Annotated in this window: 12 protein-coding genes; 3 read left to right on the top strand and 9 right to left on the bottom strand. The window is 59.6% G+C overall.

Annotation, left to right across the window (positions count from 1 at the left end; all coding sequences use genetic code 11):
* Positions 1-188: 188 nt before the first annotated feature.
* A complete protein-coding gene (locus tag AC1RP7_RS08320) occupies positions 189-1,316 on the top strand; it encodes a sensor histidine kinase (RefSeq protein ID WP_493181589.1) in 1,128 nt (375 codons plus the stop codon).
* 182 nt (positions 1,317-1,498) lie between these two features.
* On the opposite strand, the gene AC1RP7_RS08315 is transcribed toward AC1RP7_RS08320, so the two are convergent.
* Both AC1RP7_RS08315 and AC1RP7_RS08310 read right to left on the bottom strand, forming a co-directional pair.
* Positions 1,499-1,804 (bottom strand): chaperone modulator CbpM, encoded by a 306-nt coding sequence (locus tag AC1RP7_RS08315; RefSeq protein ID WP_489847471.1) that lies wholly within the window; start codon positions 1,802-1,804, stop codon positions 1,499-1,501.
* 27 nt (positions 1,805-1,831) lie between these two features.
* Positions 1,832-2,779: a DnaJ C-terminal domain-containing protein gene (locus AC1RP7_RS08310; protein ID WP_057712200.1), complete on the bottom strand. Its 948-nt coding sequence runs from the start codon at positions 2,777-2,779 to the stop codon at positions 1,832-1,834.
* A gap of 298 nt (positions 2,780-3,077) precedes the next feature.
* Here AC1RP7_RS08310 and AC1RP7_RS08305 point away from each other — a divergent pair, with 298 nt between their 5' ends.
* Positions 3,078-4,352: an Hsp70 family protein gene (locus AC1RP7_RS08305; protein ID WP_057712201.1), complete on the top strand. Its 1,275-nt coding sequence runs from the start codon at positions 3,078-3,080 to the stop codon at positions 4,350-4,352.
* A 124-nt stretch (positions 4,353-4,476) separates the two neighbouring features.
* Here the strand turns inward: AC1RP7_RS08305 and AC1RP7_RS08300 are convergent, their stop codons facing one another.
* The 4 genes from AC1RP7_RS08300 to AC1RP7_RS08285 form a co-directional block, all read right to left on the bottom strand.
* Positions 4,477-5,490 (bottom strand): AI-2E family transporter, encoded by a 1,014-nt coding sequence (locus tag AC1RP7_RS08300; RefSeq protein WP_056725372.1) that lies wholly within the window; start codon positions 5,488-5,490, stop codon positions 4,477-4,479.
* Between the two features lie 249 nt (positions 5,491-5,739).
* Entirely contained in the window at positions 5,740-6,048 is a 309-nt protein-coding gene (locus AC1RP7_RS08295) for a PsiF family protein (protein WP_340312286.1), read from the bottom strand.
* Positions 6,049-6,138: 90 nt separating this feature from the next.
* Positions 6,139-10,566: a dermonecrotic toxin domain-containing protein gene (locus tag AC1RP7_RS08290; protein WP_493183966.1), complete on the bottom strand. Its 4,428-nt coding sequence runs from the start codon at positions 10,564-10,566 to the stop codon at positions 6,139-6,141.
* A 102-nt stretch (positions 10,567-10,668) separates the two neighbouring features.
* Entirely contained in the window at positions 10,669-11,451 is a 783-nt protein-coding gene (locus AC1RP7_RS08285) for an AraC family transcriptional regulator (protein ID WP_057712203.1), read from the bottom strand.
* 97 nt (positions 11,452-11,548) lie between these two features.
* On the opposite strand from AC1RP7_RS08285, the gene AC1RP7_RS08280 reads away from it, so the two are divergent.
* Positions 11,549-12,436, top strand: a complete 888-nt coding sequence (locus AC1RP7_RS08280; protein WP_493181587.1) for a DMT family transporter — start codon at positions 11,549-11,551, stop codon at positions 12,434-12,436.
* Positions 12,437-12,549: 113 nt separating this feature from the next.
* On the opposite strand, the gene AC1RP7_RS08275 is transcribed toward AC1RP7_RS08280, so the two are convergent.
* The 3 genes from AC1RP7_RS08275 to AC1RP7_RS08265 all read right to left on the bottom strand — a co-directional run bounded on the left by AC1RP7_RS08275 (position 12,550) and on the right by AC1RP7_RS08265 (position 14,481).
* A complete protein-coding gene (locus tag AC1RP7_RS08275; protein ID WP_340312290.1) occupies positions 12,550-13,440 on the bottom strand; it encodes an alpha/beta fold hydrolase in 891 nt (296 codons plus the stop codon).
* A gap of 96 nt (positions 13,441-13,536) precedes the next feature.
* A complete protein-coding gene (locus AC1RP7_RS08270) occupies positions 13,537-13,842 on the bottom strand; it encodes a DMT family transporter (protein ID WP_046039891.1) in 306 nt (101 codons plus the stop codon).
* On the bottom strand, positions 13,843-14,481 hold the full coding sequence (locus AC1RP7_RS08265) for an FMN-dependent NADH-azoreductase (protein WP_493181586.1): 639 nt from the start codon (positions 14,479-14,481) through the stop codon (positions 13,843-13,845).
* Positions 14,482-14,528: the final 47 nt, after the last annotated feature.

Below are 14,528 nucleotides of genomic sequence, written 5' to 3'. Positions count from 1 at the left end.
ACAAAAGTCCAAATTACTGTTGGGCCAAGGCTGAAAAAAGGCCCGCAAGGTTCGAAAATCAAGGAGCCATCGATAGATATGTACCACCAGAAATGCCTGCGGTTATGCCGCTGCATGAGCGGTCGTGTTTTTTCCGGCAAAGGGACTACTATTCGAATCGCTGTCCCCGATTTGCTCAGGTAACCGCCATGCGTCTTTCCGAATTCATCGTGTTACATGTTGATCGCATCGTCGATGAGTGGGAGCAGTTCGCCATGACCATCACCCCGGCCGCCGAAACCATGGACAGCGCTGCCTTGCGCGACCATGCCCGGTCGATCCTGCTGGCCTCGGCGCGGGACATGTGCAAGCCCCAGACACCTGCCGAACAGGCGGCCAAGTCGCGCGGCGAAGGACCGGAGAAAACCCCCAGCCTCGACGTGGCCGGTGCCAGCCACGGCGAACTGCGCCATACCGTGGGTTTTGATCTGGTGCAAATGACCAGTGAGTTCCGTCACTTGCGCGCCTGTGTCATCCGCCTGTGGGTCAACAGCCTGCAATCGCCTGACCTGACCTACTTCCAGGACATGATCCGCTTCAACGAAGCCATCGACGAAGCCCTGGCGGAGTCCACGGCCACTTATGCCGAGCAGGTCAATCGCTCTCGGGACATTTTTCTGGCGATCCTCGGCCACGACCTGCGCGCGCCCCTGCAGGCGGTGAGCATGTCCACCGAACTACTGCTGCGCAAAGCCGTGCTCGAAGGTGATGCGCTCAAGTGCGCGGTCAATATCCAGCGCAGTACCGGGCACCTGGCGGTGATGGTCGGGGACTTGCTTGAACTGGTGCGCAGCCGCCTGGGCAAGCGTCTGCCGATCGAGCCGGCGCCCATGGACCTGGCCGAAGCGGCGCGCGAAGCGATTGCCCGGGCCAGTGCCGGTCAACCGGAATGCGAACCGACCCTGGATGTACAGGGTGACACACGTGGCACCTGGGACCTGCGCCGGCTCGATCAGATGCTGCAGAACCTGATCGGCAATGCCTTGCAGCATGGTTCAAGCAAACGCGAGGTGAAGTTGACTCTCAAGGGTGAGACCGACAGTGTCCGACTGACAGTGCACAACGACGGAGACCCGATCCCCTCCGATGCGATCCCGACCATTTTCGACCCGCTGGTGCGCAGCGCCTGTGAAGAGCTCGGCGAGCCTACTACCAGCCTTGGGTTGGGGTTGTTTATCGTCAAGGAAGTGGTCGACGCCCATGAGGGGACGATTGAAGTCAGCTCCCATGAGCTTGATGGCACGACGTTTACCGTGGTGTTGCCTAGAAAGGTCTGATGCTTTTGTGGCGAGGGGGCTTGCCCCCGTTCGAGCGCGAAGCGGTCGCAGAATCGGCGAATGCAGTGTGTCAGGCAATTGGCCGTGATTGGCTTTTGGGGCTGCTTCGCAACCCAACGGGGCGGTGCGGCGGTCCGACAAGCCCCCTCGCCACAAAATCAGTGTTTGTCCTTAGTTGGAAATCATTCGACCACCAAGCGCCCCAATCGCTGCTTGAGCATGCGGTTCTCGGACCGCAGTTGCTGAACCTCTTCCAACAGGTCCAACGCCAGGGCAACACCTTCCCATTCCAGGTCCAGATCGCGCCGCAGCTTGGCGGCGCGCTTGGCCAGGGTCAGCTCGTAGTCGTTGAAAACCCAGTCCTTGGGCTGAGCGCCCTGAGGTTCGAGGATGCCGTGCTCGACGATTTCGATCACGTAGACGTCCGACAACTCGGTCGCCTCACAGAATTCGGCCATGTCCAGTTGAACGATCAGGGGACTGCTCATAGTCAGTGACTCCTCGGTTCCAAGGGATCAGAAATGCTCTCGCGGGTCGAACGCGGCTTTTTTCGCCAGCTCCTGCCACAGGGCCTTGATGTCATCGTCGGATTTCTTCGGCATCACAGCCTTCAACTGCACGAACAGGTAACCGCGCTCACCGGCCTTGTTCATCAGGCCATGGCCCTTGGCGCGCATGCGCTGGCCGTTCTGGCTGCCGGCCGGGACCTTGAGGTTGATCTTGCCGGTCAGGGTCGGCACGGCGACTTCGGCGCCCAGCGCCAGCTCCCACGGTGCCAGTGGCAAGGTGATGATCAGGTTCTCGCCTTCGACGTCGAACTTCGGGTGCGGCGCAAAACGGATCGTCAGGTACAGGTCGCCATTGGCCCCGCCACCCACGCCCGGAGCACCCTGCCCCTTGAGGCGAATGCGCTCACCGTCGCTCACACCGGCCGGAATCTTCACGTTCAGGCTTTTGCTGGTGTTGCTCACATGCTGGCCGGCCGCGTTGTACTGAGGTACCTGGAAGGTCACCTTCTTCGACTCGGTCGACAGCGTTTCTTCGAGAAAGACACCAAGCTCCATTTCCACGTCCTGCCCTCGACGTCCGGTGCTGCGACGCGACTGTCCACCACCACCAAAACCTGGCCCACGGTTACCGAAGATCGAACTGAAGAAGTCCGAGAAATCGCCCGTGTCCTGGCCACCGCCACCGAAGCCACCACGGCTCTGCCAGCCCGGAGGTCCCTGGAACGGTTGGCCGTGCTGGCCATAGCGACGCAAGTCATCATATTCGGCACGTTTGTCGGCGCTTTTCAGCGCTTCATAGGCTTCCGAGGCATCCTTGAACCTGGACTCGGCATCCTTTTCCTTGCTGACGTCGGGGTGGTATTTGCGCGCCAGCTTGCGATAGGCGGCCTTGATCGCCTTGTCGTCTGCGGTCGGCTCCACACCGAGAATCTTGTAATAGTCTTTGAAGTCCATCGAGGGAATCACCATCCGTTATCAGAATCGCGCCACAGGCCACAGCATGCGCTTGTTTGCAGCCATTGGTTTGACCGATCTCAAGTTTGTGACCGGGTGGCGCAGCAGAAGTTTATCGGCAGCAGGCGGGGCTTCTTGCGAGCACTCCCGCGGCTGTCCGGTTGATGCAGGGTAGTTTGGGGGGGATGCCCCATCTTTCAAGGCATTGTCTGCGAAGAATTAGCAGATAACCGGCCTTCGAATCTGGCGCGCTCTGACATACACTGCGCGGCCGTTTTTTAACCGGAACCTGAAAGACATGAACAACGCATCTCCAGCCCGTGCCTTGGGTATCGACTTTGGCACGTCCAACTCCACTGTCGGCTGGCTGCGCCCCGGCGTGGAAACGCTGATCGCGCTGGAGGACGACAAGATCACCCTGCCGTCGGTGGTCTTCTTCAACATCGAAGAACGTCGCCCGGTGTACGGCCGGCTGGCGCTGCACGAGTACCTGGAAGGCTACGAAGGCCGCCTGATGCGCTCGCTCAAGAGCCTGCTGGGTTCCAAGCTGATCAAGCACGACACCAGCGTCTTGGGCACGGCGATGCCGTTCAAGGACCTGCTCGGGCTGTTCATCGGTCAACTCAAGAGCCGCGCCGAAGCCGCCGCTGGTCGGGAATTCGAAGAGGTGGTACTGGGTCGGCCAGTGTTCTTCGTCGACGATGACCCGATGGCCGACAAAGAAGCCGAAGACACCCTGGTAGACGTGGCGCGCAAGATCGGCTTCAAGGAAGTCTCGTTCCAGTACGAACCGATTGCCGCCGCGTTCGACTACGAGTCGACCATCGAGAAAGAAGAGCTTGTCCTGATTGTGGACATCGGCGGTGGTACATCAGACTTCTCGCTGGTGCGTCTGTCGCCGGAGCGTCGGGGTGTGGATAACCGCCACGAGGACATCCTCGCCACCGGCGGTGTGCACATCGGCGGAACCGACTTCGACAAACAGCTCAGCCTGCAAGGCCTGATGCCGCTGTTCGGCTACGGCAGCCGCATGAAGAGCGGCGCCTACATGCCGACCAGTCACCACATGAACCTGGCGACCTGGCACACCATCAACTCGGTGTACTCGCAAAAGTCGCAACTGGCCCTGGGCAGCATGCGCTATGACATCGAGGACACCGGCGGCATCGATCGCCTGTTCAAGTTGATCGAACAGCGCGCCGGACACTGGCTGGCCATGGAAGTGGAAGAAACCAAGATCCAGCTGACCCACGCCGACAATCGCCACGTGCCGCTGGATCGCATTGAAGCGGGCTTGAGCGTGGACCTGAGCCGTGCGCTGTTCGAGTCAGCCATCGAGAGCTTGCTGGAGCGGGTGCGCAACAGCGTCACCCAACTGCTGGCAGACGCCGATGTGCGGGTCGATCAGGTCGATACGGTGTTTTTCACCGGTGGCTCGAGCGGGATTCCGGCACTGCGCAACAGTGTTTCGGCGATGTTGCCGAATGCACGGCATGTGGAAGGGAACATCTTTGGCAGTATCGGTAGCGGTCTGGCGATTGAAGCGGCCAAGCGTTACGGCTCTATGGACTGATCCAAAACCGAGGCGCCTCTATCGCGAGCAAGCTCGCTCCCACATTAGTCCTGCGAGCACAGGTCCATTGTGGGAGCGAGCTTGCTCGCGATGGGGCCAGATCAGCCAACAAAGATCCAGCGGATCAAACCATCCCCACCTGCTTCAACTCACTCTTCAGATACGCGTAGTAAATCGGCCCCGCCACCACCCCCGGCAGGCCGAACGCGGCCTCGAACACCAGCATCGCCAGCAGCAACTCCCACGACTTGGCACTGATCTGCCCGCCAACGATGCGCGCGTTGAGGAAATATTCGAGCTTGTGGATAACAATCAGGTAACCCAGCGCCGCCACAGCGACCCAGATCGACAACGACAAACCGACGATGGTGATCAGGGTGTTCGACATCAGGTTGCCGATCACCGGCAGCAGGCCGAGCAGGAACGTCAGCACGATCAGGGTTTTGGTCAGCGGCAGCTTGATACCGAACATCGGCAAGATTACCGCCAGGAAAATCCCGGTGAAGACGGTGTTGAGCAGGGAAATCTTGATCTGAGCGAACACGATGTTGCGAAACGCCTGAACCAGCAGGTGCAGACGTTCGAACAACGCCGCGGCCAGCGGTTTGCGCTTGGTCAGGTCCGGAACGCGCTGCAAGGCAATGATCGCCCCCAGCACCATGCCGATCAGCAAGGTCACGAACATGTGCGCCGCGTCCTTGCCCACCAGTTGCAAATCACTGAGGTGTTTGCTGACCCATTCGCCAATCGCCACGCGGAACTCCGCGGCACTGGCCGGCAGATAGGCGTCGATGAACGGCGGCAATTGCCCGCGCGCGCGGTCGACCACTCCCATGAACTTGTCGAGGGACGCGCCGGGGTTTTCCGCCTCGTGCAGCAGGAAGCTGAAGGCACCGGCAAAGATCAGCGACAGCACGCTGACAATCAGAGTCCCCAGCAACGCCACCGCCAGCCAGCGCGCACGCCGGCCTTCGATCAGCCGTTGCAGTTGCGGGGTGAGCATGTTGACCAGTTCGAACACGAGCAACCCGGCGAGCAGACTGGGCAGCAACCGCAGCGGCAGGACCAGCAGCAGTCCGCCAAAAATGATGACCCAGCTGATGACCAGCAAGACTTGACGCTGAGAAAACGTTGGCATACAGCCTCAAAAACGAACGGCGTAAAAAGGATTGGCAGTCTGCCAGCGATCCGGTGCGAGCACTAGGGATTGTGTGGGGCGACCTTAGTGGTGGTTCAGGATTTCTTGCAGCGCCTTCTGCGGCCCCATCGTCGGAGCGCCGCCCGGAGCAAGCTCGCTCCCACAGTGGAACTGAGTACACCGGACAAATGTGGGAGCGAGCCTGCTCGCGATGGAGCCAGCACAGCCACCACTGTCCTTGAGCCGATCTTATTTCTTCTTCAGGCAATCACTCATGAATGCCTTGCGCTCGTCACCCTTGAGGGCTTTGGTGGCGGCGTCGGCGTTGCAGGTCTTCATCTTCTCTTGCTGTGGGGTCAAGGCTTTGCCGGCATCGTTGGCCGCCGGGGTGGCCTTGAGGCAATTGCTCATGAAGGCTTTGCGCTCATCGCCCTTGAGGGTTTTTGCAGTCGCCTCGGCGTTGCAGGTGGTCATCTTGTTCTGTTGGTCTGTGGCGGCGAAGCTTTGGGAACAGAGCAGCAAACCGATCATCAACAAAGGGGCACGCATTATCTTCATGGAGTTTTCTCCGTGTCGCCGCATCGAGAGATGCGGCCTCCACGAGGAGTGTAGTCAAGCCTTGTTACACCTTCCTCCAGCCACAGATGATCATTCGCCCGGTGAGGTACCAGCGGACTGTTGCTCCAGCAGGTTCTTGAAGGCGTGTTGATAGTCTCGCCAGGCTGACAGGCGCTTTTCGATCACGGAACCCGGCAACCGCTCAAACGACACCCAGGCTTCCCCAGGCACACTGTATCGTGTCGCCAACGTCTTCAATGACGTGAATTGAGCATAAGCCCCCGACTGGTACAGTTTGTTTATGGTTATCTGCCTGATGGTGTTGTCCCGGGAAACCTCCGGCAGCATCGCCGGGCCTGCAGGCACATCGTTGATAAAGGCAAAATCCGCGTTGGCGGGTCCCGGTTCAAGGGTTGCAATGGGGGGCAGTTCAAACTCGAAACGACCATTATCCGCCATATGGGCGGCAGGGAACTCCGGCCACGAATCGGCAACCACCAGTTGCTTGAGATCGGTCAAGTCATCGCCAATGACCACGTACTGATGATCGAATGCGGTGGCTCTGACGAGGTGGATCCGCGAGGTTCTCGGTTGGCTGGCCAGCAGCGCGAAGGTCACCTTGGAGTTTTCCGAACAATTGCCTCCCTTGATTTCAATGGCTTTACGCGCATGTTCGGCGAGAGACATCCGTGCTGTGAATTGACCTTCCTGCAGATCCAGTCCTCGCAGCCCCTTGATTTTCGCGATCGCTGAACCGCCGTTTTCCCAGATGCTCGGCAGCTGGTTGCCCGACAGAGGCAACAGCTCCTTGGATCGATGGATGGCACGCTGTGCCTGTCGCAGATTGGCCATGACCTGGGGTGTCACTTCAATTGGCTGCGCGGCCGTCGTGACGTCGCTTTCAAGGTCAGCGGCATACTTCTGCAACGGCACCCATCGGTCGCTGGACACCGGGAGGTTTTCCCTCACGGCGCGCTGCAGCGCCTGATATTCATCGAGACGCCCGGTTTGCTCGAGATCGCGCGCGCGGGCGCCCAGATTGCGCTCGGACTCCGTGAGCTCCACCAACCCCTGTACGGTGAACAACCGCTCGACCAATGCATCGAACTGCTCAGGCGACATCAGCTTTTGCAGATCGGGCAATACTTCAATACTTTGTACCGTTCGCAGATTGGCCTCGGAGCCCTCGGCATTCGCCTTCCTGAGCCCATACCAGAGTGCGCTCCAGCAATCGTCGGACAAGCTTTCGTCCATCAACTTGAGTCCGCGCAGATAGTTATATCGTTCAAACGAGGGGACGCTCGGATGGAATGCACCGTCGACAAAAGCCACGCTGCGTTGCTCGACGTCCTGCAGTTGCGCAATCTCACCGGTCACGGTAGGAGCCCCCCCACGCAGGCGCATGATCGCAGGATCAAACGTCGGAATTTTCAACTCCGGCAAACCGGAAAGAACACTTAACAGCCTGTAGGGTTTCAGGGCATGGTCGCGCAATGCAGCCTTCAGGACCGGGCCCTGACCGATATGAATCCGCAACGCATCACGCTCGGCATCGGGTAATGCCTGCAGGATCGAGGTAAACATATCACCGCCCGAATGCAGGGCATTGCCTTGCTCGTCGCAAGCCTGGAACACCCCGTTTTCGCTTAAGACGAGCGTACGCCGGATGGCGGCATCCTCGGGGCCGATGCTGTCCAGTTGTTGGCCATCGAAACGGTAGTGACGCAGCTCGATCCTCACATTGGCATTCCAGCCCGGCAGGTTTTCCAGGGAATGCAACGCCAGGGCGTCGAAGTCCGGATTGTCGACCGACTCCAGATAAAAACCCTCGTACGCACGGCTGATCCGCACGTCCCTGAGCGCCCAATCGGCGCACCCTTGCAGTCGCTCGGGAAGCCTGCGCAGCTTGAGCGCCTGCAACTCCTCCGGGCGCGCCAGCGCGACCAGCTCTTGTGCAACGACACCAGGCATTCCTGGAACCTCGCCCTGGATGAACCTTGCCTCGGCACTGACGGCTTGCCCGACATCTCGGTAACGTTTTTCGAACAACGAGGCCTTGCGCCGCTCTGCCAATTGCGCGAGTTGCCCCCTCAAACGCATGGCATTTTGTGTGCGGCTGCCGATCGGTGCATCAGGCTCATCACCCAGCAGTTGCCGGGTCTCGGCATCATCGAGAAACAACAGCAAGGTGTCGATCAGGTCGGTATCCGCCAGTTGGTTCACAGAGAAAGAGACAGGTTCGTCATCGACCCCGATGGCGTACAGCACTCGTCCATCGGCCCCCTTGAGTTCAATCGCTCTGCCGGGCCACAAGCCGTCCAGCAATTGAAACTGCCAGAGCGGGTCGGCCTGCAAATAATCCTGTGCACGGGCGCTGCCGATGTTTTGGATGAAGGTGTGGATATCCCGGTCGATCCGGAACCGGGTCACCGTATCGCTGAGCAAAGGGATCGCCCGCTCGTTATCGGCGTACATGCGTACCAGCGCACCGACATCGGCACGGCTGACAGTGCGAATGTCGCCGAACTTGTCGGTCAACCCCTCCACCGACGGACCGAGTCGCTTGATCAGCGCATCGGCATCCCAGGTGTGAGGTGTTTCACCCTCGATTACAAAAGCGCCAGTACCGTTACTCTCCGCCACCGGCTGATAGGCCTCGGGACGGGTCGGATGCTGAACCCGGTGTTTGCCGGTTTGCGAATCGAACTTGAGTTCGAAATGATCATCGTCCAAAGACAGAATCTGCCGGCCCTGATGCTGATGCAGACCGTAAAGGTCAGGTTTGGAATCCGTCGCCAGACGCAGGTTTTGTTGCAGGTACGGCTGCAGATTTTTCCCCCATAGCCGCTGCTCACCGTTTCGGAGCGTGACTTGACGGGCGCCTTCGAGGAAGGACGACAGCCTGGGCTTCACCACTTGAGTGGCGATAGCACCGCCCACGGCAAACGTGCCCAACTGAACCAGGTTTTCAGCGACGCCGACCAGATGCTCCGCCGCTTCAACGTACTCGCCCTGGGTGAGTTCAACGACACCTTCCACGACCCCGTCTACTAGTTGATAGGCGATATACCCCAGCATGAGCTCCCCGAGCACCGGGACAAAGGGGGTCGCGACGAGCAAGGCAACCTGCATGATGTCGGAGAGCATTTTTTCCAGGTTTTCGATCCACGCCCAACGTGCGGCACTGTCCGCATCGGCGGTGGTCACGGCCAGCGCGCGCCCGTCGGCAAAAATCTTGTCAACTTGCTGCTGATAGAGATAAACCCACGGATCGCCGTTATAACGGCTGACGGTATCGTTTTCGAACGATACCGCGGCTATCCGCAAATCGGGGCGATCTACTTGAGTTTCGCGCCAGGCAGGCAGATTGGAGCCCGGTTGTGTGCCGTGGTAAGTGATTTCCCACAGTTTCGCGTTGAGCGCGGCGAAGAAATGACCACGCTGGTAATGATCCACGAATCGACTGAAAAACGCCTGATAGCTGCGCCGGGTAGCGCCGGATGCCTGATCGTTGCCCCGTAGCTGGTGAGTCAGTTCGAGCGCGAACTCGGCCGTCGAGGCATACTCTTTCAGCGGATGCTCGGGGTCGTGCGGTACGTAGGCAATGACGCGCCGGACATTCGCACCGGGGATATCGAGATCGGCGGCGATCAGTACAATCCCGGTCAGACGGGTGTCGAGCATGCTCAAGTGGTAGAAACGCACGGGACCGCCATCCCACACCAGTCCCTTTTTACCCAGGACCATGTTCAACACGGTCAGGTAGGCCGCTGCCCCGATGTCCTTCTTCATCAATGCCAGATGTGCTGCAGCTTTCATGGCGCTTTTCTGACTGGCGACGATGCGGTGCTGCACCGCCTCCCGGACCATGGCACCTTCGGGAGCCAGATAACTTTCCAGATACTTTTTATATTGGGACCCAATATCCAGAGTTCGGCACAGCGTCTTGAACTGTTCGATCGTTATTCCCAACTTCTTTATTTCAAACCGCCCGATGTCGTCGGGCCTGGTGATAAATGCAGAGTCGCTGGTAAATACTTCGCCCTCGGCAAAATTTTGCAGAGACGCGTTAAGTAACGAGACAGTTCGACTGCCGACACCGCCGGTGACATTGAATGCCCAAGCGGATGTTTTAGCCGAAAAATACAACCGCAGAAAAATTTCACGAACATCGACCACTACACCGAATTGCTTCTTGAGGGCATTGGTCAGCAGTGGCAGGGCAAAGGATTCGGCATCTTGCAGCTTCCCGAGCATCCGGTCGACCTGGTTCTGCGCCTGCCAACTGACCTTTGTGGCTTCTTTCGCTGCCACATGCTCCGTATGGGACGCCGCTTTGCTCCAGGCGGGAATAACTTTGGGTGTGTTGCGTAAATCACCCACCCGCTGAAGCGAAGAATCGACAATCCAGTCGGGAATGGCGCTTTTGATAAAGTTGTAGTGAGTACTGTGCTCTTGGTTTATATCGAAATAATCTTGGCTACTCGCAGACTTCAACAACAAATTTTTCACAATCATTACTCGCAAACTTAGAGAGAGGATCGAAGCCTACAGCGCCCCAATTCTGTTCCCATGAAGTTTGTTTCGGATAATGCTGTATGAAAATTCTTAACGAGTGCGTTAAAACTTCTTGTTGCGTCGATAGTAGTCGGGCGTGCACCCGGCCTGACGCTGGAACATCGCGATAAACGCCGAACCGGTGCTGTAGCCCATGTCGAAGGCGATTTCCTGAATGCTGCGATGGCTGTCCAGTGCTTCAATCGCGGCCAGGAATCGCAGACGCTGACGCCACTCACCAAAACTCATGCCCAACTCGCGGACAAACTGCCGCGCCAGGGTCCGTTCACTGACGTGAACCTGCGCCGCCCAATGCGCCAAGGGCCGGTTGTCACCGGGTTCGGCTTGCAGGGCCTCGCATATGCCCAGCAGTCCCGGTGTGCTGGCATAGGGCAGGTAACACTCATGCACCGGCGCCTGTTGCAACTGATCCACCAGAACCTGAGCCAGGCGTTTATCCGCGGCCTGCTCGGGAATCTTGACGTCACGGACGGCGAAGTCCTTGAGGATCGCCTTGAGGATGTCACTGATGGCGAGCGTGCAGGCCTGTTGTGGCAGATCCTCGCAGACCGCCGGCGCCAGGCAAACGGCACGGTAGTTGATCGGCTGGTGGCTGTAGAAACTGTGCTCGATTTCGGGGGGCACCCACACCGCGTATTGCGGCGGCGAGAGGAAACGGCTGCCGTCGACATCCATGTGCAACACCCCGTGGGCCGCATACTCCAGAGTGCCCCACGGATGACGGTGCGCAGCGGCGAATTCGTGGGTATTGAAATCGGCGTAGCGGAAGTACACCGCCGAAGGCAATTCGCTGAAATCCAGCAGATCGATGTGTTTACTGCGCATGCTGTCCGTCATCAGGGGCCGGTTGTCTGGATCGAAGTATAGGCTTGCATCCAGACAAGCGGATAATTGCCCTTCATTAACGTTCTGGTTTTTCCCGATGCAATACGCTTATCCCCTGCTGGCCATTTTTATCTGGGCCGGCAACACCGTGATCACCAAAATGTCGGCCGGGGCGATCTTCCCCGCCGAGATCGGTTTCTACCGCTGGCTGCTGGCCGGGATGCTGTTCACGCCCTTCATGCTCAAACCGGTGCTCGCCCATTGGTCGCAGATCCGCCCGAAACTGGGCAAGATCTTTGTCCTCGGTGTGCTCGGCATGGCGGTCTATCAAAGCCTGGCGTACTTCGCCGCGAGCCTGACCTCGGCCACCAACATGGGCATCATCCTGTCGCTGATGCCACTGATGTCGCTCGCCATGGCGATCATCAGCCTCGGCCAGCGCCTGACCATGGGTGCCCTGGCCGGTGCGGTGCTGTCGTTTGCAGGTGTACTGGTGGTGGTGTCGTCCGGCAGCCTTGGCGCACTGCTCGAACACGGGGTCAACCTGGGCGATGCGATGATGCTGATCGCCACCCTGGCCTACGCGGTCTACAGCACCCTGTTGAAAAAGTGGCAACTGAAACTGCCGCCGCTGGTGCTTCTGTATCTGCAGGTGCTGGTGGCCGTGGTGGTGCTGTTCCCGCTGTTCATCGCCTCACCGAAAGTCGGCCCGACCCTGCAGAACATTCCACTGGTGCTGTACGCCTGCCTGCTGGCTTCGATGGTCGCGCCGCTGGCGTGGATGCAGGCCGTGGTGCGTTTGGGACCGAGCCGGACCACGCAGTTTTTCAATTTGCTGCCGCTGATTACCGCATTGATTGCGGCGGTGGTGCTGCATGAGCAACTGGCGATGTATCACCTGGTGGGCGGGGTGTTGACCTTGGGCGGGGTGATCGTTTCCGAGCGTTGGACGACGGTGTTGGGGCGCAAGGTCAGTGTTGCCTGATCTGACGCCATCGCGAGCAAGCTCGCTCCCACAGGTGTTGTGTCGAACCCGTCTGTTGCGAACGACCGAAAACCTGTGGGAGCGGGCTTGCCCGCGATGAACGATAACTCGGTCTAAAGCCCCGCCGCATTCAACCGCGCCGCATGCTCGACAAATAACCGGATCGGCTCAGCCCCCTTGCCCACCAGCCCCAGCGACTGGTTGACGATATCGAAGTGATCCAGCGGATACTCATCGCCAATCACCGTGCCCAAGTGCGAGCTGTAGCGCCCGACCATGCCGTCGCAATGCCCGGCTTCGCGGACGAAGGTTTTAGCGAATAACCGACAGCTGCGGTTGGTGCCATCCAGCAAGTTGCGCCCGCGATCGGTAATGCCCGGTTGCAAGGTGCCGGACCAGGAGTAATAGCGCACGCCGTTGACCTCTTCCGGCCCATGACCGCCCCAGGTGTCGGGCAGCCCCTGTGGATAACGCTGGTTGAACAGCGCGACGCCAGCGCTGGTGAGGGAGTGATGGGACGCATGGATATCCACCGGCAGCTTCGGCCCGCGGTAACCGGTATCCAGCCACCCCATCAGCGCGCCGACGATCCGCAGCAAAAAGCACAGCAGACGACCACGGACGCTCTCGTGGGGATAATGTTCGTGCAGGTAATCGGCGAGCTCCGAACCGTGGTTCGGCCCCGCCACCGAGGTCACCGATGCAACCAGGTCCGGGCGCTTGGCCGCTGCATAACGGGCGGTCAGCGAGCCCTGGCTATGGCCGATCAGGTTGACCTTGTCGGCCCCGGTTTCCCGCAGGATTTCTTCGATACGCGCCAGCAATTGCTCGCCCCGCACTTCGTTCGAGTTAAGCGGCGAGACCTGCACCGCGAACACCACCGCACCGCCATGGCGCAACGCCTCGACGATCCCGTACCAATACGGATAAAGCACCAACCGGATGAACCCGAGCATCCCCGGGACCAACACCAGCGGGTAGCGCGGGGCAGAACCTTGCGACATGGGCGGACATCCTTGTGGTCGGGCGGTGACGCAAGGCTGGATGCAAGACATCCGCCAAGCATCACCAGCGAAGATGACAAGTCTATGTCATCCGCCCTACTTCAACCCTACCACGCCCGCCACGATCAGCCCGACCGAGACCAGTTTGATCACGGTCAGGCTTTCACCCAGCAGCGCGAAACCGAGAAACACCGTGCCCAGCGAACCGATGGCGGTCCAGATCGGGTACGCAATGCTCACCGGCAGCTCGCGCATGGCCAGGGTCAGAAAATAGATCCCGCCCACAGCGGCCACTACGGTGACCAGCGAAGGCCAGAGCCGGGTGAAGCCCTCGGCGTACTTCATGCCCATGGCGAAGGTGACTTCGAACCCGGCGGCGACCAGCAGAAACAGCCAGGCCATCTAGAACTCTCCGGCCAGCGCCAACAAGCGCTGCTCAGCCTCGGCGGCAGAGATTTGAAAGCTGCGCTCGGCGGACTCCTCGCCCTCGGCAGCCACCACGGTGACGTCCGTGATGCCAATGAATCCAAGCACCGTACGCAGTAGCGTGTCGGCATGGTTCATGGCTTCCAGCTCGCCGCCCGGGCCAAAACCGAAGCCGCCACGGCTGGTGATGATCAGGGCTTTTTTGCCCTGCACCAAAGGTTGGTACTGGGCCACGCCATTGTCCAGGGTGTGATCGAAGGTCACCCCCACCCGCACGATCTGATCGATCCAGGCTTTCAAGCCGCTGGGGACGCTGAAGTTGTGCATCGGCGTGGAAATCACCAGCACATCATGGCCAAGCAGTTCGCCGACCAGTTCGTCGCTGAACGCCAGATCGGCCTGCATCGACAGCGGCCGAGCGGCGGGCTCGGGGTAAAACGCGGCGGCCACGAATGCCTCGTTGACCGGCGGAATCAGCGCCCGACCGACTTCGCGTCGGGTCAGTTGCGCGTGTGGATGACGGGCCTGCCAGGCCGCCAGAAACACTTCGGCCAAACGGCGGGAGTGCGAACGATCACCACGGGGGCTGGCATGAACAGCAAGAATTCTACTCATCTGTCTCTCCTCAGGGCTAAACTCAAACGGCTTGTGGCTTGCAGCTT

Source organism: Pseudomonas sp. GW822-FHT01E03 (assembly GCF_058802985.1).
This window is presented reverse-complemented; position numbering and strand designations above follow the sequence as displayed.